The following is an 18,217-nucleotide window of genomic DNA, read 5'->3' on the forward strand; positions in this document are numbered from 1 at the left end:
GCGCCACCCACTGGCGCACCGTGGGGCACTTGGCGTGCACGGCCTGGATGATGGGCAGGTGGGTCAGAAACGCCGGGCCCAGGGCGGCAAAGCCGGTGTGCCAGTCCGGGGTGGGGGAACCGTCAGGGGAATGCATGCCCACCATTGTGGCCAAGCGGCTTGACCTTGCACGCCCTGGGCGATTGGGGCCTCGGCCGCGCACGGCACGCTGCGAATTGCCGCCTAAGTGACACCTGGGCGACACATGCATGCAGGAAAGCCCGCACCCGCAGTGCGGGACATGCGCTTAGGATGGGGGTGAATGCGCGCGTGGCGGCGATGGGCCGTGGCCGTGCAGCACCATAAAAACCAGGAGCACCATTTCCATGCAAGGCTTGATGCAGAACCAGCAGCTGCTGATCTCGAATCTGATTGAATTTGCCGCGCGCCACCACAGTGATGCGCAGATCGTGTCGCGCCGGGTCGAGGGCGACATCCACCGCTACACCTACCAGGACCTGTGCGGGCGCGCCAAGCAGCTGGCCAACACGCTGGATGCGATGAAGCTGGCGCATGGCGACCGCGTCGCCAGCCTGGCCTGGAACGGTTACCGCCACATGGAGATGTACTACGGCGTCAGCGGCTCGGGCCGCGTGCTGCACACCATCAACCCGCGCCTGCACCCGGACCAGGTGGCCTGGATCGTCAACCACGCCGAAGACCAGGTGCTGTGCTTCGACATGACCTTCCTGCCCATCATCCAGGCCGTGCACGCCAAGTGCCCCACGGTGCGCCAGTGGGTGGCGCTGTGCGATGCCGACAAGCTGCCGGCGGACAGCGGCATCCCCGGGCTGATCAGCTACGAGACCTGGATTGGCGACCAGTCCAAACACTACCGCTGGCCCCAGCTGGACGAGAACACGGCGTCCAGCATGTGCTACACCAGCGGCACCACGGGCAACCCCAAGGCGGCGCTGTACAGCCACCGTTCTTCGGTGCTGCACGCCTATGGCGCGGCGCTGCCCGATGTGATGGGGCTGTCCTCGCGCGATGCCGTGCTGCCCGTGGTGCCCATGTTCCACGTCAACGCCTGGGGCATTCCTTACTCGGCCCCCTTGACCGGGGCCAAGGTGGTGTTCCCCGGCCCGGCACTCGACGGCAAGTCGCTCTACGAGCTGATCGAGGCCGAGGGCGTGACCTTTGCTGCCGGCGTGCCCACGGTCTGGCAGATGCTGCTGGGCCATGTGCAGCAGAACGGCCTGAAGTTCCACACCCTGAACCGCACGGTGATCGGTGGCTCGGCCTGCCCGCCAGCCATGATCGACATGTTCGAGGACACCTACAACGTGCGCGTGCTGCACGCCTGGGGCATGACCGAGATGAGCCCGCTGGGCACCCTGGGCACGCTCAAGAACAAGCACCTGGACCTGCCCAAGGCCGAGCAGCGCCGCCTGCTGCAAAAGCAGGGCCGCTGCATCTTCGGCGTGGACATGCGCATCGTCGGCCACGACGGCAAGGACCAGCCCTGGGATGGCAAGACCTGTGGCGACCTGCTGGTGCGCGGCCCCTGGATCATCGACCGCTACTACAAGGGCGACAGCCCGCTGATCTTGGATGAGCAGGGCCTGGGCTGGTTCCCCACCGGGGACGTGGCGACCATCGATGCCGATGGCTTCATGCAGATCACGGACCGCACCAAGGACGTGATCAAGTCCGGCGGCGAATGGATCAGCTCCATCGACGTGGAGAACATCGCCATGGGCCACCCGGCCGTGGCCATGGCGGCCTGCATCGGCATGCCCCACCCCAAGTGGGACGAGCGCCCCATCGTGGCCGTGGCCAAGAAGCCGGGCGCCGAGGTCTCGCGCGAGGAGTTGCTGGCCTTCTTCGAGGGCAAGACCGCCAAGTGGCAGATCCCGGACGACGTGGTCTTCGTCGACGCCATCCCCCTGGGCGCGACCGGCAAGATGCTCAAGACCAAGCTGCGCGAGCTGCTCAAGGACTACAAGCTGCCCACGGCCTGAGGGCCGGCGCCCGCCGTGCGGCGGGCTGAGAAATCATGAGCGCCTGGCGCTTGTCCACGCTTGGTTTGGATATGAAAAGTATCTGAAACCCAGTGTGGATGAGCGCCAGGCGCTCTTTTTTTATGGGTATTCCTACGGAGGGGGATAGTCCCAAGAGTGAAACCACCATGCGTTTTTGACGCAAGGCTGACTACGCTTGTCGGGTGTTTCGGTGAGTTCCAACCAACCCATCCCATTCCAATGCAGGAGACAAGCATGCAGTTTGTGTTGAAGACCGTGGCCGCTTCCGTGTTGCTCAGCTGTGCCGGCGCTGCCGTGGCGCAGCAGGGCGAGACCGTCAAGATTGCGTGGCTGGATCCCCTGTCGGGCCTGATGGCCGCGCTGGGGACCAACCAGATGAAGAGTTGGCAGTACCTGGCCGAGGAGTTCAGCAAGAACAATCCTGCCGGGGTGAAGTTCGAGATCATCCCCATCGACAACAAGCTCAGCCCCCAGGAGACCACCAGCGCCCTGCGCTCGGCCATGGACCAGGGCGTGCGCTACGTGGTGCAGGGCAATGGCTCGGGCCCGGCGCTGGCCATCATGGACGCGCTGGAAAAGCACAACGCCCGCAACAAGGGCAAGGAAGTGCTGTACCTGAACTACGCCGCCGTGGACCCCGACCTGACCAACAGCAAGTGCAGCTACTGGCACTTCCGCCTGGATGCCGACACCTCGATGAAGATGGAGGCGCTGACCACCTACATGAAGGACCAGCCCGAGGTGAAGAAGGTCTACCTCATGAACCAGAACTACGCGCACGGCCACCAGGTCAGCAAGTACGCCAAGGAGATGCTGCAGCGCAAGCGCCCCGACATCGAGATCGTGGGTGACGACATGGCCCCGCTGGCGCAGGTGCGCGACTTCTCGCCCTACATCGCCAAGATCAAGCAGTCCGGCGCCGACAGCGTGATCACCGGCAACTGGGGCTCGGACCTGTCGCTGCTGATCAAGGCCGCCAACGATGCGGGCCTGAACAACGTCAAGTTCTACACCTACTACGGCGCCACCACCGGCGTGCCCACGGCCATGGGCGCGGGCGCGGCGGGCAAGGTCTACATGGTGGCCTACTCGTACACCAACCAGCCCGGGCCGATCAATGACGTGGTCAAGGGCTTCAAGGCCAAGTTCAACGACGACATGTACACCGGCGCCGTCTACCACGGCTTTGCCATGCTCAGCGAGGCCTTCAAGCGCGCCAAGAGCACCGACCCCGTGAAGGTCGCGGCGGTGATGGAGGGCATGAAGTTCAAGAGCTTCAACGGCGAGGTGGAGATGCGCAAGCAGGACCACCAGCTGCAGCAGGGCCTGTACATCAGCCGCTGGGACAAGACCGATGCGCAGAACCCGATGGACATGGAAAACACCGGCCACACCTTCAAGCAGGTGAAGTTCTTCGAACCCTACGTGGCCAGCACCCCCACGTCCTGCCAGATGAAGCGCCCCAGCTGACCGGCTGGGGTGCATGGCCCCGCAGCGCGCCCTGCGCTGCGGGTGGGTACGGCCCGCGCACGCGGCGGGCCGCGGTGGCTTCAGCGCGGGTAGGGTCTGATGAATCTTGAATTTTTTACCATCTCCATGCTCAACGGCATCAGCTACGGGCTGCTGCTGTTCATGCTGAGTTCGGGCCTGACGCTCATCTTCAGCATGATGGGCGTGCTCAATTTCGCGCACACCAGCTTTTACATGCTGGGTGCCTACTTCGGTTACATGCTCTCGGGCGTCATCGGCTTCTGGCCGGCGCTGCTGCTGGCGCCGCTGCTGGTGGGGGCGCTGGGCGCGGTGTTCGAGCGCTACAGCCTGCGCAAGGTGCACAAGTACGGCCATGTGCCGGAGCTGCTGGTCACCTTCGGCCTGTCCTACCTGGTGCTGGAGGTGGTGCAACTGGTCTGGGGGCGCAGCGCCGTGCCCTACGGCCTGCCACCGTCGCTGCAGGGGCCGCTGTTCACGCTGTACGGCACGCAGTTTCCCAAGTCGCGCTCCTTCATCATGCTGATGGCGCTGCTGATGCTGCTGGCCGTGTGGCTGCTGCTGACGCGCACGCGCATCGGTCTGGTGATCCAGGCGGCGCTGAAAAAGCCCGAGATGGTGGAGGCCCTGGGCCACAACGTGCCGCGCGTGTTCATGCTGGTGTTCGGCGGCGGCTGCGCGCTGGCCGGGCTGGCCGGCGTGATCGGCGGCAACACCTATGTGACCGAGCCGGCCATGGCCATGTCGGTCGGCTCCATCATCTTCGTGGTGGTGGTGGTCGGTGGCCTGGGTTCGCTGGCCGGGGCTTTCCTGGCCTCGCTGCTGATCGGTGTGGTGCAGACCTTTGCCGTGGCGCTGGACTACTCCGGCGCCAGCGCGCTGCAGGCCCTGGGCCTGCACCTGACGCCCGAGAGCTTCGGTTGGTCGCTGCTCAGCCTGACGATCTCGCAGATGGCGCCCATCCTGCCGTACCTGTTCCTGGTCCTCATGCTCATCTTCCGCCCCAAGGGGCTGATGGGCACCCGGGAGGATTGATCCCATGTCCGCCATCCTGATTCCGCACATGCCCAACGAAGTCGTGCCCGTACCGGGCGAGGGCGCCGCGCGCACCGCACCGGCCTATTACCGATTCAAGCCCTGGAACATCGGGCGCATGGTGGTCTGGGGCGTGTTCGCGCTGCTGCTGATCGCCGCGCCCCATGTGTTCACCAGCTCGCTGGCGCTGACCATGCTCAGCCAGATGGGTTACGCCATCATCATCTGCCTGTCCTACAACATTCTGCTGGGGCAGGGCGGCATGCTCAGCTTCGGCCACGCGGTGTACACCGGCCTGGGCTCGTTCGTCGCCATCCACGCCATGAACCGCGCCGCCGACGGCAGCCTGCCGATTCCGCTGGTGCTGATCCCCGTGGTGGGCGGCCTGGCCGGCATGTTCTTCGCCGCCGTGCTGGGCTGGGTGACGACCAAGAAGTCCGGCACCACCTTCGCCATGATCACGCTGGGCGTGGGCGAGCTGGTGGCGGCCATGTCGCTGATGCTGCCGGGCTTCTTCGGCGGCGAGGGCGGCATCACCACCAACCGCGTCTATGGCCAGCCTTTGCTGGGACTGGACTTTGGCCCGGGCATCCAGGTGTATTACCTCATCGCCTTTTACTGCTTCGTCTGCACGGCGCTGATGTTCGCCTTCACCGCCACGCCGCTGGGCCGCATGCTCAACGCCGTGCGCGACAACCCCGAGCGCGTGGCCTTCGTCGGCTACAACACCCAGCGCGTGCGCTACATGGGCTTCATCATCGCGGGCTTTTTCGCCGGCATCGGTGGTGGGCTGGCGGCGATCAACTTCGAGATCGTCACCGCCATGGACAGCGTCAGCATCATCCGCTCCGGCACCTTCCTGCTGTTCACCTTCCTGGGGGGGGCCACCTTCTTCTTCGGCCCCATCATCGGTGGCGTGCTGATGGTGATCGCCACGGTCTTTCTGTCCGAGCTGACCAAGGCCTGGATGCTGTACCTGGGCCTGATCTTCCTGTTCATGGTGATGTATGCGCCCGGCGGCATCGCCAGCCTGATCATGATGAACCTGCGCCTGGCCAAGTACGGCAAGCTGGGCCGCATCTTCGGCGCCTACCTGGCGCTGGCCGGCACGGCGCTGGCCATGCTGGTGGGGCTGGCAGCGGTGGTGGAGATGCTCTACCACCTGCAGCTCAACAGCGCGCTGGGCGACACGCTGCGTTTCATGGGCATGCAGCTGAACGTGCGCAGCGTGGACAGCTGGCTGGGGGCGGTGCTGGTCTTTGCGACCGGGCTGGGCCTGTTCGAGCTGACGCGCCGTGAGTTCCTGCGCCACTGGGGCCAGATCCAGGAAGAGATTGAGCACGAGATCCAGCGCGCGGAGGGCCACTGATGACGCACACACCCACCTATGCGCTGGAGCTGCGCGACCTGCGCAAGAGCTTTGGCAAGACCGAGATCATCCGCGGCGCCGACCTGGCCGTGCAGGCCGGCGAGCGCGTGGCCATCATCGGCCCCAACGGTGCGGGCAAGAGCACGCTGTTCAACTTGATCAGCGGGCGCTTCGCCCCCACCAGTGGCGAAGTGCTGCTGCACGGCCAGCGCATCGACGGCCGCCAGCCGTACGAGATCAACCGCCTGGGCCTGTCGCGCAGCTTCCAGATCACCAACATCTTCCCCAAGCTCAGCGTGTTCGAGAACCTGCGCTGCGGCGTGCTGTGGAGCATGGGCTACCGCTACACCTTCTTGCGCTTCCTGTCGCGCATGGATGCGGTCAACGAGCGTGCCAAGCAGCTGATGGAGCAGATCGGCCTGCACAAGAAGCGCGACGAGCTGGCCGTGAATCTGACCTATGCCGAGCAGCGCGCGCTGGAGATCGGCATCACCATCGCCGGCGGGGCCGACGTGATCCTGCTGGACGAACCCACGGCCGGCATGAGCAACAGCGAGACCGCGCGCTTCATCAACCTGATCCGCGAGGTGACCGTGGGCAAGACCTTGCTGACCGTGGAGCACGACATGGGCGTGGTCTTCGGCCTGGCCGACAAGATCGCCGTGGTCGTCTACGGCGAGGTGATCGCCTTCGACACGCCGGAGGCGGTGCGCGCCAATCCACGGGTGCAGGAGGCCTACCTCGGCTCGGTCATCGCCGAAGAGCAGGCGGCCCTGCATTGAGGAGGGGGAGACACCATGTTGAAGATCAATAACCTGCACGCCTATTACGGCAAGAGCCATGTGCTGCACGGCGTGGATTTTGCCGTGCAGCCCGGCGAGATCGTGGCCCTGCTGGGGCGCAACGGCTCGGGCCGCTCCACCACCGCCAAGGCCATCATGGGGCTGGTGGACTGGGAGGGCGAGATCACCTGGAAGGACCGCGCCCTGCACGGCCAGAAGACCTACGAGATCGCGCACCTGGGCCTGGGCTATGTGCCCGAAAGCCGCGACGTGTTCCCCAACCTGACCGTGCACCAGAACCTGCTGCTGGGCCAGAAGGGCCGCGGCAAGGGCAGCCGCTGGGGCTTTGACGACATGTACGCCATGTTCCCGCGCCTCAAGGAGCGCCAGCACACTGAGGCCGGCGTCATGTCCGGCGGCGAGCAGCAGATGCTGACCCTGTGCCGCACGCTGATGGGCGACCCGGACCTGATCATCATCGACGAGCCCACGGAAGGGCTGGCGCCCAAGATCGTCGAGCTGGTGGGCGAGTACCTGCAGAAGATCAAGCAGCGCGGGGTGTCGGTGCTGCTGATCGAGCAGAAGCTGACGATCGCCATGCGCATCTCCGACCGCGCCCTAGTCATGGGCCACGGCGCCATCGTGTTCGACGGCACGCCCGAAGGGCTGAAGGCCAACCAGCACATCCGCAAGGAATGGCTGGAGGTGTGAAAACCATAGCTGCTGGCGCTGGATGGGTAAGCGCTGGCGGCCGTTTTTATTGATATTCCTACCACCATCAAAAAAGGGCACCGCGAGGTGCCCTTGTGCATGATGGGGCCGTGGTTTACTGCACGGCCTTGCGGCTGCCGTCCTTGGCCAGCTCGAACACCACGAACTCGAAGTCCTTGAGGTCGCCCTTGGCGTCGAACGCCACCTTGCCGATCACGGTGTCGAAGGTGTTGGCGTGCATGTAGGCGGCCACCTTCTTGGCGTCGGGGCCCACGGCCTTCATCGACTTGTCCAGCACCTGCAGGGCCGCGTAGGCGGGCATCTGGTAGGCGCCGTTGGCCGAGCGCTTGGCCTTCTTGAAGGCCTCGACCACGGACTTGTTCTCGGGGCGCTGGCTGAAGTCTGCGGGGAAGGTGAACATCATGCCCTCGACGGCGGGACCGGCGATCTCGATCAGGCCCTGGTTGAACACGCCTTCGGGGCCGATCCAGCGGGTCTGCAGGCCTTGCTCCTTGGCCTGGCGCAGCAGCAGGCCCATTTCAGGGTGGTAGCCGCCGAAGAACACGGCATCGACCTTGGCGGTCTTGAGCTTGGTGATCACGGCGGAATAGTCGCTGTCGCCGGCATTCAGGCCGTCGTACATCACCACGGGCACCTTCAGGCTGTCCAGCGTGTTCTTCACGTGCTGGGCCACGCCGGCGCCATAGGTCTGCTTGTCGTGCAGCACGGCCACGGCCTTGGGCTTGATCTTGTTGGCGATGAACTTGGCGGCGAACGGGCCTTGCTGGTCATCGCGGCCGATGGTGCGGAAGAAGTAGTGGCCCTTGAGGCCGTCGGTCACCTGGGGCGCGGTGGCGCCGGGGGTGATGGCGACGATGCCTTCTTCTTCATAGATCTTGGAGGCGGGAATGGTCACGCCCGAGCAGACGTGGGTGATGGCGAACTTGGCGCCCGAATTGAGCACGCGGTTGGCGGCTGGCACGGCCTGCTTGGGTTCGCAGGCATCGTCGATCAGCACAGGCTTGTACATGCGGCCATTCATGCCGCCGGCGGCGTTCAGCGCCTCCACGGCGGTCAACAAACCCGCCTGCACCTCGTCGCCATACTGGGTGTTGGGCCCGGTCATGGGGATGGGCACACCGATCAGGATGGGGTCCGCCGCATGGGCGCCCAGGGATGCCGTACCCAGCAGGGCGGCGGCGGCCCAGGAGGTACTCAGGCGAATGAATGTTTTGCGTTGCATAGAGTGAGCCTTCCGATAGGGGTTGAATGCACGCGCTAGGGCACGCGCTGTGCACATTGTTGGGGCAGCCCTGACCGGCATGGCTATGGCTTTCCCCAGCGTTTTATTGCAGCCACAGCCCCTCCGGCGCTGCGCTTGCGCAGACCGCATCGCAAGAACTGCGCCACGCCACAGGCACGGTCCTGACCGTTGGTCGGATCGTGACCGTGCCACCCTGGCGCACCGGTGGGGCGCTGGACGGTGTTCCGACCTGCAGAACCTGCCTTGGCCCAGATGTCCCAGTTGAGACAAACACAGGGCAAAACGCGATGGCGTTGTGCCAGCACCCTTCCTAGAATGAATTGCAGAACGCCCGTTCTTTTTTCATAGAACTGAAGGAGACAAGCCATGACGGCTGAATACAAGGTCCACGGCGCCGTGGCCGTGATCACGCTCAACAATCCTCCGGTCAATGGCCTGGGGCTGTCCACCCGCCGTGCGGTCATCGAAGGCCTGAACCAGGCCAACACCGACAGCAGCGTGCAAGCCATCGTGATCACCGGTGCCGGCAAGGCCTTCTCGGGCGGCGCGGACATCAAGGAATTCGGCAAGGAGGCGGCCCTGCAGGAGCCGAACCTGCACACCGTGATCGCGCAGGTGGAGCAGTCCGGCAAGCCCGTGGTGGCGGCCATCCACAGCGTGTGCATGGGCGGTGGGCTGGAGCTGGCCCTGGGCTGCCACTACCGGATTGCGGCGCCCGGCACCACCGTGGCCCTGCCGGAAGTCAAGCTGGGCCTGCTGCCCGGTGCCGGGGGCACGCAGCGCCTGCCGCGCGCCATCGGCGTGGAGCCGGCACTGAACATGATCGTCAGCGGCGAGGCCGTGAAAAGCGAGCTGCTGGCGCAGATCCCCGGGCAAAAGCTGTTCGACAAGCTGGCCTCCAGCCCCGAAGCGCTGGCCGCCGAGGCCCTGGCCCTGGCACAGACCGTGGGCGAGCGCCATGCCGACGGCAACGAGGCCCTGCCCCTGGTGCGTGACCTGAAGTGCAAGCACCCCCAGGGCGATGCCTACTTCGGCTTTGTGCGCAACATGGTCAAGGGCATGTCCAAGAACTACCCCGCGCCCCTGAAGTGCGTGGACGCCGTGGAAGCGGCCACCAAACGCAAGTTCCAGGAAGGCCTGGACTTCGAGCGCGAGCTGTTCGTCAACCTGATGTGGACGCCCGAGTCGCGCGCGCTGCGCCACCTGTTCATGGCCGAGCGTGCGGCCTCCAAGATCGCCGACGTGCCCGCCGACACCCCGGTGCGTGCCATCCAGAAGGTGGGCGTGATCGGCGCCGGCACCATGGGCGGCGGCATCAGCATGAACTTCCTGAATGCCGGCATCCCCGTGACCATCCTGGAGACCAAGCAGGAGGCGCTGGACCGTGGCGTGGCCACCATCCGCAAGAACTACGAGGCCCAGGTCAAGAAGGGCAAGCTCAAGGAAGACAAGTACGCCCAGCGCATGGCCTTGCTGTCCACCACGCTGGCCTATGACGACCTGAAGGATTGCGACCTGATCATCGAGGCCGTGTTCGAGGAGCTGGGCGTCAAGGAAGCCGTGTTCAAGCAGCTGGACGCCGTGGCCAAGCCCGGCGCCATTCTGGCTTCCAACACCTCCACGCTGGACGTGGACAAGATCGCCGCCTTCACGCGCCGCCCGCAGGACGTGGTGGGCATGCACTTCTTCAGCCCCGCCAACGTGATGAAGCTGCTGGAGGTGGTGCGCGGCAAGGCCACGGCCCACGATGTGCTGGCCACCGTGATGCAGATCGCCAAGAAGATCAAGAAGACGGCCGTGGTCTCGGGCGTGTGCGACGGCTTCATCGGCAACCGCATGATCGAGCAGTACAGCCGCCAGGCCGGCTTCCTGATCGAGGAGGGCGCCACCCCGCAGCAGGTGGACAAGGCCGTCGAGAAGTTCGGCTTCGCCATGGGGCCCTTCCGCATGGGCGATCTGGCCGGCAACGACATCGGCTGGGCCATCCGCAAGCGCCGCTATGTGGAAAAACCGCACATGAAGTACAGCAAGACCGCCGACCTGCTGTGCGAGATGGGGCGCTATGGCCAAAAGACCGGCAAGGGCTGGTACGACTACCAGGTCGGCAAGCGCGACGCCATCCCCAGCCAGGAAGTGCTGGACATGATCAGCACCTACCGCCAGAGCCAGGGCATCACGCCCCGCAAGATCTCCGACGAGGAAATCGTGCAGCGCCTGGTGTTCGCCCTGGTCAATGAGGGGGCGCAGATCCTGGAGGACGGCATCGCCAGCAAGGCCGGCGACATCGACATGGTCTACCTGACCGGCTATGGCTTCCCCATCTACCGCGGCGGTCCCATGCACTACGCCAGCGAGCTGGGCCTGATCAACGTGGTGCAGGCCATGCAGCGCTTTGCCCAGAACCCCCATGACGATGCCAGCTTCTGGCAGCCCGCGCCGCTGCTGGCGCGCCTGGCGGCCGAAGGCCAGCGTTTTTCCTGAGCGGTGTGCGCCGCTTGAACACCCAGAGATTGAAGGATTGACCCTATGACATCCGCAGTGATTGTTTCCACCGCGCGCACCCCGCTGGCCAAGAGCTGGAAGGGATCGTTCAACATGACCTATGGCCCCACGCTGGGCGCCCACGCGGTCGCGCACGCGGTGCAGCGTGCCGGCATCGACGGCGCCGAGGTGGAGGACGTGATCATGGGCCTGTCGCTGCCCGAAGGCACGACCGGCGGCAACGTGGCGCGCCTGATCGCCACGCGCGCCGGCCTGCCCGTGACCACGGCAGGCATGACCATCAACCGCTTCTGCTCCTCGGGCCTGCAGGCCATCGCCCTGGCGTCGCAGCGCATCATCGCCGGCGAGAACGAGGTGCTGGTGGCCGGCGGCCTGGAGTCCATCTCCTGCGTGCAGCTGGAGGTGAACCAGCACATGGCCCACGACCCGGAGCTGACCAAGATGAAGCCCGAGATCTACTGGTCCATGCTGCAGACCGCCGAGCAGGTGGCCAAGCGCTACCAGATCAGCCGCGAAGCCATGGACGAGTACGGCGCTGCCAGCCAGCAAAAGGCCTGCGCAGCGCAGGCCGCGGGCCTGTTCGACGCTGAAATCGCCCCCATCACCGTGACCATGGGCGTGGCCGACAAGGTCATGGGCCTGACCACCAAGCAGGTCACCGTCAGCCAGGACGAGGGCACGCGCGAGGGCACGACCGTGGAAGGCATTGCCGGCCTGCGCAGCGCACTGCCCGGCGGGCTGGTGACGGCGGGCAACGCCAGCCAGTTCTCTGATGGCGCCGGCGCCTGCGTGGTGGTGCACGAAGACTACGCCAGCAAGCACGGCCTGCAGCCGCTGGGGCGCTTCCTGGGGTTTGCCGTGGCCGGTTGCGAGCCGGACGAGATGGGCATCGGCCCGGTGTTCGCCATCCCCAAGGTGCTCAAGAAGCTGGGCCTGAAGGTCGAGGACATCGACCTGTGGGAGCTGAACGAGGCCTTTGCCGTGCAGGTGATCTACTGCCGCGACAAGCTGGGCATCCCGAACGAGCGCCTGAACGTCAACGGCGGTGCGATTGCCCTGGGCCACCCGTATGGTGTCTCGGGCCAGCGCCTGACGGGCCATGCGCTGATCGAAGGCAAGCGCCGCGGCGCCAAACGCGTCTGCGTGACCATGTGCATCGGCGGTGGCATGGGCGCGGCCGGCATCTTCGAGGTGCTGTGAGCGTGGGCGCGCGCGACGCTGCGCCCGCGGCGGCCACGCCCGAGGCCGTGCTGGCCTTTGGCCGGCAGATTCTGGCCAGCCAGCCGTTCAGCCAGTTGCTGGGCGCCGAGCTGACGCAGCTGACCGCCGAGGGCGCGTGCGAACTGCGCCTGCCCCTGCGCCCGGCACTGACCCAGCAGTACGGCTTCGCCCACGGCGGTGTGGTCAGCTACATGGCCGACAACGCCCTGACCTATGCCGGGGCCGTGGCCCTGCGGGTGCCGGTGATCACCAGCGAGTTCAAGATCAATTACCTGCGCCCCGCCGTGGGCGAGTGCTTGATCGCGCGCTCCAGCTGCATCCATGCCGGCCGCTCGCAAGCCGTCACGCGCTGTGACGTGTTTGCCGTGCAGGACGGCGTGGAAAAACTGTGCGCCACGGCGCAGGGCACGATCAACGTCCTGCCCGCCCCCAAGGCCTGAAGCCGTGCCGGTGCGGGGCTTTGCCTCGCACCGCGCCCCGGTGTGCCAGTTTCAACAACCATAGCTGTCGGCGCTTGCCCAGCAAGCGCTGGAGGCTGATTTCGCTTCAAAACCATGTCCCAGCTGCGCTCCACCCTGGAATTTCTGGTCTATGACTGGCTGCACGCCGAAAGCCTGACCGCCCGCACCCGCTATGCCGACCACAGCCGCGAAACTTTTGACGCGGTGTGGGACACCTGCGAGCGCATCGCCCGCGAGAAGTACGCGCCCTTCAACCGCACGGTGGACACGCAGGAGCCCAGCTTCGACGGCGAAAAGGTCACCCAGCCCGCCTGCACCGGCGAGGCGCGCAAGGCCTATGCCGACAGCGGCATGCTCAGCGCGGCCCAGCCCTACGAGCAAGGCGGCATGCAGCTGCCGTATGTGGTGGAGGCTGCGGCCAACAGCTTTTTTGCCTGCGCCAGCATCAGCATCGGCTCCAACCTGCTGACCGTGGGCAACGCCAACCTGCTGCGCGTGCACGGCACGCCCATGCAGCAGCAGGTGTTTGCCGACAACGCATTCAACGGCCGTTGGGCCGGCACCATGGCGCTGTCGGAGCCCCAAGCGGGTTCATCCTTGAGCGACATCGCCACGCGTGCCGAGCCCGATGGCGCCGACTTTGAGGCTGACCCGCTGGGCGCGCGCTACCGCCTCAAGGGCAACAAGATGTGGATCAGCTCCGGCGACCACGAACTGACCGAGAACATCGTGCACCTGGTGCTGGCCAAGATCCCCCGGCCGGATGGCAAGCTGATTCCGGGCGTGAAGGGCATTTCGCTGTTCATCGTGCCCAAGAAGCTGGTGGACACCACCGGCCAGTTGACCGGCGAGCGCAACGACGTGGCCCTGGCCGGCCTGAACCACAAGCTGGGCTGGCGCGGCACCACCAACACGCTGCTGAACTTTGGCGAGGGCAAATACCCCGTGCGCGGCGGCGCAGGCGCCATCGGCTACCTGGTCGGCCGGCCACACGAGGGCCTCAAATGCATGTTCCACATGATGAACGAGGCGCGCATCGGCATCGGCATGGCGGCCACCATGCTGGGCCTGGCCGGCTACTACGCCAGCCTGGACTATGCCAAGAACCGCCCGCAGGGCCGCCCCATGACCGAAGGCGGCAAGGACGCCAGCAGCCCGCAGGTGGCCATCATTGAACACGCCGACGTCAAGCGCATGCTGCTGGCGCAAAAGGCGTACTGCGAAGGCGCGCTGGCGCTGAACCTGTACTGCGCCCAACTGGTGGACGAAGGCCGCACAGGAACGCCGGAGGAGGCCGCACGCGCCAAGCTGCTGCTGGAGGTGCTGACCCCGATTGCCAAGAGCTGGCCCAGCGAGAACTGCCTGGAGGCCAACTCCCTGGCCATCCAGATCCACGGCGGCTATGGCTACACGCGCGACTTCCCGGTGGAGCAGTACTGGCGTGACAACCGCCTGAACATGATCCACGAAGGTACGCACGGCATTCAGGCGGCCGACCTGCTGGGTCGCAAGGTGCTGATGCAGGGCGGTGCAGGCCTGCAACTGCTGGCCACCACCATCCACGCCACCATCGAACGCGCCCTGCAGCAGCCGGTCCTGGCCGCTTATGCCAACCAGCTGGCCCAGGCACTGCAGGAGGTGGGCAGCGCCACCAAAAAAGCCTGGGCCACCGGCAATCCGCAGGAAGCGCTGGCGAATGCCGTGCCGTACATGCAGGCCTTTGGCCACATGGTGCTGGCCTGGGTGTGGCTGGACGTGGCACTGACCGTGCTGCAGCGCGATGCTGCGCTATCGATAGTTGCCAACGAAGGCAGGATGGGCGCAGTACGCTATTTCTACCACTATGAGCTGCCCAAGATCACCGCCTGGCTGCAGGTGGTGAGCGCGCGCGATCTGACCTGCGCCCAGCTGCCGGCCGAGGCCTTCTGACGGCCGGCGGGCCCGCCCCTTCTTGGCGGGCCTGTGCAGGCCGTCCGGGGTTGGGGGGCGTGCCCGGCACGTTCAAGGGGGAATGTCATGCGCTGCGCGCCGAGAGGTCGCGCCGCAGGACCTGCGGGATGCCCCGGCCTGTGGGCTGGCCCTGTCTTGGGTCTCGCTGCCCAAATGAATACCAAGGCCGGCAGCGCCATCGCGTGGGCGACTTTGGAAGGTCCCGAATATCTCCAGCCCCGCGAATCCGGACATCCATGCCATGCATGGCGCGGAGTGGCTTCGGGCATGCCCCAAAAAAATCGCCTCCTGGGAAGGAGGCGCAAAATACAAGCGTCTGTCTGTGGGTCACAACAGCAAGACACGCGGATTCTAGGGGGATGGCCGCAGGGCGCTGCAAAAATATGTGTGCGCGCATCTCGCTATGCGAAATTCCATGCCTACAGGGAATTCTGAAATTGAATAATATGCAGGTTTATTGCGTGGTGCGCCGCATTCATCTTGAATATCCAATGGAAAATGCGGTTGATGTGCCATCGGCGCACGAATCCGCAGGTCGAGTAAATGCTCAGGTGGCATTAATTTTTTGCAGTCTTTTATAAGACTTGATGCATTTGCAATACCTTGCAACATTTGATCGGCCGCCTGTGTGACCGCTTCATGGCAGGGCGTGGCAACCCTGCTTGCTTGTCGGCTGTCCAACCGGGGATTGCGCCGCCGCGCCGTGCCGGCGCACAATGGACTGAATCTTTTTTCCCATGCCACCGCTGGACCGCGCCCGGGTCATTCCGGGCGCGGTCTTGCTTTGGAGCGCCACGCTGCGCGTTCCTGTGGCCTTACACACTGCTTGAAGAATGAAGTTGAGAGGTTCGCCCTTTGCGTGGGTGAGTTTTGCCATGATCGTCGGCGTGATGGGCACGGCCCTCATCAGCCCGCTGTACGCGCTCTACAAAGAGGCCTGGCAACTGCAGGCCAGCGACATCTCGCTGATCTACGTGGTCTACATGAGCGGGGCGCTGTGCAGCCTGCTGTTTCTGGGTCGCCTGCCGGACCGCGCCGGCTTCAAGGCCGTGATGCAGGCCGGGCTGGTGCTGACCCTGCTGGGCACCTTCCTCAGCCTGATCGCTTGGAACATGACCAGCCTGATCGTCGGGCGCTTCATCGTCGGCGTGGCCTCCAGCCTGATGACCACCAGCGCCACGCAGGGCCTGGCCGTGCTGTCGCGCCCCGGCCATGTGCAGCGCGTGGCCATGGTCACCGGCTTTCTGATGGCGCTGGGCTTCGGTCTGGGCCCACTGGTCGGCGGCATCATGGGGCAGTGGGCCCCCTATCCGCTGGTCACCACCTACATCCCAACCCTGGTGCTGGGCGTGCTGGGCCTGTACGTGCTGGCGCGTCTGGAGCTGCCACCCGCCGCGCTGCCGCGCCAGGCGGGCCGGCTGCGGCTGCAGGACGTGCTGCCCAAGCTGACCTGGCCGGAGCCCAGTGCCTCCACGGCCTTTGTGCTGACCTGCATGCTGCCCTTTCTCGCGTTTGGCGTGTTCGGCCTGTATGCCTCAATGTCGCCGCTGTTCCTGGACCGGCTGGTGCCCTGGCATGGCCCCGTGGTCAGTGGCACAGCCATCGCCGTGATCCTGCTGGCCTCGGCCTGCGTGCAGGTGCTGGTGGGCAACCTGCCCACGCAGTGGTGCGGCCTGGGCGGTCTGCTGAGCCTGGCCCTCAGCAATGCGCTGCTGATGGTGAACCTGTGGGTGGGCTCGGCCTGGCTGTTCGTGCTGGGCGTGGCGTGCACGGCCATGGGCCACGGTATGAGCATGCTGTCGGGCATGAGCATGGTCAACCGTATTGCCACCCCGTCCAACCGCTCCGGCCTGCTGTCGACCTATCTGGTGATCGGCTACATCGGTAGCATGCTGCCCATGCTGGGCATGGGCTGGCTGGCCGACCACTGGGGCATGACGGTGGCGGTGTGCAGCTTCTGCGCCATGGTGATCGTGCTGGGTCTGGTGGTGGGGGGGCTGTTCCACCGCCACCCGCGCATGCGCAGCAGCGTGCACTAAGGCGGCCCCTGGCTCAGGCGGCTTGTGCAGGGCCGAAGACCGCGGGGCGGTCGCTCCCGGGCAGGCGCAGGGCCACGCCTGCGGCCAGCACCAGCAGGGCCGCGGCGGCGCCAAAGGCCAGCCAGTGCGTGCCGTGTTGCTCGAACCCCCAGCCGCCCAGCCAGGCGCTGATCATGGCGCCCACCTGGTGGCCCAGGTAGGCCCAGCCATACAGCATGCCCACTTTCTTGACGCCATACACATCGGCCAGGATGGCGGACGACAGCGCAATGCTGCCGGCCCAGACCACGCCGCCCACCACCGCCACGCCGTACAGCTGCCAGGCGCTGCCCACCAGCATCAGCCCCAGAAAGCCCAGGCCGCGCACGCCGTAGATCACGCTCAGCATCTTGCGCCGCTCCACCCGGTCGGCCAGGCGGCCCAGCACCATGGTGCTGGGAATGGCGACCAGGCCGATCAGCCCGATGCCCAGGGCGCTGGTGGTGGCGTCAAAACCATGGTCCAGCAGCATGGGCATGCAGTGCGTGCCCATCAGGTTCATGCTGAAGCCGCAGGCAAACAGGCCCAGCGTCACCTTCAGGAACGGGGCTGTGCGCATGGCTTGCAGCACGCTCAGCTCGGCCCCCGGGGCGGGGCGTGTGGCGGTGCTGCCGGTGGCCGTGCCCAGGGGGGCATCGCCGCCTTCCGGGGCGGCGTCGCGCACCACGCACAGCGCTGCAGGCACGGTGATCAGCGTGAACACGGCCGCAAAACCCAGCAGCGTGTGCTGCCAGCTGAAGTGCTGCAGGGCCCAGCCCAGGGCCGGGGTCATGACGGCAATCCCGGCCATGGAGCCGGTGGACAGAAAGAACAGCGCCATGCCGCGGCGGCGCTGGAACCAGCGGCTGATCAACGGCGTCAGGGCCACGGGACTGGTGAAGCCCGCACCCACCGACATGCAGACGCCGAAGCTCCAGAAAATGCCCTGGGCCGATCGGGTGTTGACCGCCCACAGCGTGGACAGCACCAGGATGGCCGTGCCCAGCAGCAGCACGTGGCGCGTGCCCACGCGGGCCACCAGCCAGCCCGCTACAGGCATGGCCAGGCCATAGCACAGCATGCCGATGGCGATGATGCCGGCCAGCAGGCTGCGGCTGAAGCCCAGATCGTCGGCCATGGGCAGGAACAGCGGGCCGATGCCCAGGCGCATGCCGACGGTCAACAAGGTCAGCAGCGTGGCGGCCGCCACGATGTTCCAGCCGAAGTACCAGCCGCCGGTGGGCGTGGAGGAGGGGGGGGTGTGCATGGTGAATCTCCCTGGCGCGTGGTATGGATGTAGGTATCGCGCGGCGCGCATGGTAGGCCATGGCGGCAGGGGTGGCTGTCACCCCT

General features: G+C 65.9%; 13 protein-coding genes. 11 read left to right on the forward strand and 2 right to left on the reverse strand.

Features of this window, described 5'->3' with window-relative positions; genetic code table 11:
* Positions 1 to 365 precede the first annotated feature (365 nt).
* The 6 genes from FYM52_RS09455 (at position 366) to FYM52_RS09480 (ending at position 7,409) form a co-directional block, all read left to right on the forward strand.
* Positions 366 to 2,003, forward strand: a complete 1,638-nt coding sequence (locus FYM52_RS09455; protein WP_154163894.1) for a 3-(methylthio)propionyl-CoA ligase — start codon at positions 366 to 368, stop codon at positions 2,001 to 2,003.
* A 255-nt stretch (positions 2,004 to 2,258) separates the two neighbouring features.
* Positions 2,259 to 3,494 carry a branched-chain amino acid ABC transporter substrate-binding protein gene (locus FYM52_RS09460; RefSeq protein WP_045267005.1) on the forward strand — a complete coding sequence of 412 codons (1,236 nt, stop codon included), beginning with the start codon at positions 2,259 to 2,261 and terminating at the stop codon, positions 3,492 to 3,494.
* A 99-nt stretch (positions 3,495 to 3,593) separates the two neighbouring features.
* Positions 3,594 to 4,547 (forward strand): branched-chain amino acid ABC transporter permease, encoded by a 954-nt coding sequence (locus FYM52_RS09465; protein ID WP_154163895.1) that lies wholly within the window; start codon positions 3,594 to 3,596, stop codon positions 4,545 to 4,547.
* A gap of 28 nt (positions 4,548 to 4,575) precedes the next feature.
* Positions 4,576 to 5,916 carry a branched-chain amino acid ABC transporter permease gene (locus FYM52_RS09470; protein ID WP_154163946.1) on the forward strand — a complete coding sequence of 447 codons (1,341 nt, stop codon included), beginning with the start codon at positions 4,576 to 4,578 and terminating at the stop codon, positions 5,914 to 5,916.
* Positions 5,916 to 6,698 (forward strand): ABC transporter ATP-binding protein, encoded by a 783-nt coding sequence (locus tag FYM52_RS09475; protein WP_154163896.1) that lies wholly within the window; start codon positions 5,916 to 5,918, stop codon positions 6,696 to 6,698. The genes FYM52_RS09470 and FYM52_RS09475 overlap by 1 nt, the downstream gene beginning before the upstream one ends.
* A gap of 15 nt (positions 6,699 to 6,713) precedes the next feature.
* Positions 6,714 to 7,409, forward strand: a complete 696-nt coding sequence (locus FYM52_RS09480; RefSeq protein WP_045267004.1) for an ABC transporter ATP-binding protein — start codon at positions 6,714 to 6,716, stop codon at positions 7,407 to 7,409.
* 115 nt (positions 7,410 to 7,524) lie between these two features.
* Here the strand turns inward: FYM52_RS09480 and FYM52_RS09485 are convergent, their stop codons facing one another.
* The gene (locus FYM52_RS09485; RefSeq protein WP_154163897.1) at positions 7,525 to 8,652 is read right to left on the reverse strand and encodes a high-affinity branched-chain amino acid ABC transporter substrate-binding protein; all 1,128 of its coding nucleotides are present in this window, start codon (positions 8,650 to 8,652) and stop codon (positions 7,525 to 7,527) included.
* Between the two features lie 387 nt (positions 8,653 to 9,039).
* On the opposite strand from FYM52_RS09485, the gene FYM52_RS09490 reads away from it, so the two are divergent.
* The 5 genes from FYM52_RS09490 to FYM52_RS09510 all read left to right on the forward strand — a co-directional run bounded on the left by FYM52_RS09490 (position 9,040) and on the right by FYM52_RS09510 (position 16,846).
* Complete coding sequence (locus FYM52_RS09490; RefSeq protein WP_042412912.1) at positions 9,040 to 11,154, forward strand: 3-hydroxyacyl-CoA dehydrogenase NAD-binding domain-containing protein; 2,115 nt, start codon at positions 9,040 to 9,042, stop codon at positions 11,152 to 11,154.
* 45 nt (positions 11,155 to 11,199) lie between these two features.
* Positions 11,200 to 12,375 (forward strand): acetyl-CoA C-acyltransferase, encoded by a 1,176-nt coding sequence (locus FYM52_RS09495; RefSeq protein WP_154163898.1) that lies wholly within the window; start codon positions 11,200 to 11,202, stop codon positions 12,373 to 12,375.
* Positions 12,376 to 12,377: 2 nt separating this feature from the next.
* Positions 12,378 to 12,836, forward strand: a complete 459-nt coding sequence (locus tag FYM52_RS09500; protein WP_279899503.1) for a PaaI family thioesterase — start codon at positions 12,378 to 12,380, stop codon at positions 12,834 to 12,836.
* Between the two features lie 114 nt (positions 12,837 to 12,950).
* Positions 12,951 to 14,786: an acyl-CoA dehydrogenase gene (locus FYM52_RS09505; RefSeq protein WP_154163899.1), complete on the forward strand. Its 1,836-nt coding sequence runs from the start codon at positions 12,951 to 12,953 to the stop codon at positions 14,784 to 14,786.
* A gap of 854 nt (positions 14,787 to 15,640) precedes the next feature.
* Positions 15,641 to 16,846: an MFS transporter gene (locus tag FYM52_RS09510; protein WP_238826165.1), complete on the forward strand. Its 1,206-nt coding sequence runs from the start codon at positions 15,641 to 15,643 to the stop codon at positions 16,844 to 16,846.
* A 13-nt stretch (positions 16,847 to 16,859) separates the two neighbouring features.
* Here FYM52_RS09510 and FYM52_RS09515 read toward each other — a convergent pair whose 3' ends face one another.
* Complete coding sequence (locus FYM52_RS09515) at positions 16,860 to 18,131, reverse strand: MFS transporter (RefSeq protein WP_154163900.1); 1,272 nt, start codon at positions 18,129 to 18,131, stop codon at positions 16,860 to 16,862.
* Positions 18,132 to 18,217: the final 86 nt, after the last annotated feature.

Origin of the sequence: Comamonas sp. CAH-2 (genome assembly GCF_009668305.1) — a bacterium.
Classification (GTDB): domain Bacteria; phylum Pseudomonadota; class Gammaproteobacteria; order Burkholderiales; family Burkholderiaceae_C; genus Comamonas; species Comamonas aquatica.

Bases quoted from the DNA above. Each gene is read 5' to 3' on its own strand.
- FYM52_RS09455 (WP_154163894.1), top strand. From the start codon at position 366: ATGCAAGGCTTGATGCAGAACCAGCAGCTGCTGATCTCGAATCTGATT.
- FYM52_RS09460 (WP_045267005.1), top strand. From the start codon at position 2,259: ATGCAGTTTGTGTTGAAGACCGTGGCCGCTTCCGTGTTGCTCAGCTGT.
- FYM52_RS09465 (WP_154163895.1), top strand. From the start codon at position 3,594: ATGAATCTTGAATTTTTTACCATCTCCATGCTCAACGGCATCAGCTAC.
- FYM52_RS09470 (WP_154163946.1), top strand. From the start codon at position 4,576: ATGCCCAACGAAGTCGTGCCCGTACCGGGCGAGGGCGCCGCGCGCACC.
- FYM52_RS09475 (WP_154163896.1), top strand. From the start codon at position 5,916: ATGACGCACACACCCACCTATGCGCTGGAGCTGCGCGACCTGCGCAAG.
- FYM52_RS09480 (WP_045267004.1), top strand. From the start codon at position 6,714: ATGTTGAAGATCAATAACCTGCACGCCTATTACGGCAAGAGCCATGTG.
- FYM52_RS09485 (WP_154163897.1), bottom strand. From the start codon at position 8,652: ATGCAACGCAAAACATTCATTCGCCTGAGTACCTCCTGGGCCGCCGCC.
- FYM52_RS09490 (WP_042412912.1), top strand. From the start codon at position 9,040: ATGACGGCTGAATACAAGGTCCACGGCGCCGTGGCCGTGATCACGCTC.
- FYM52_RS09495 (WP_154163898.1), top strand. From the start codon at position 11,200: ATGACATCCGCAGTGATTGTTTCCACCGCGCGCACCCCGCTGGCCAAG.
- FYM52_RS09505 (WP_154163899.1), top strand. From the start codon at position 12,951: ATGTCCCAGCTGCGCTCCACCCTGGAATTTCTGGTCTATGACTGGCTG.
- FYM52_RS09510 (WP_238826165.1), top strand. From the start codon at position 15,641: ATGAAGTTGAGAGGTTCGCCCTTTGCGTGGGTGAGTTTTGCCATGATC.
- FYM52_RS09515 (WP_154163900.1), bottom strand. From the start codon at position 18,131: ATGCACACCCCCCCCTCCTCCACGCCCACCGGCGGCTGGTACTTCGGC.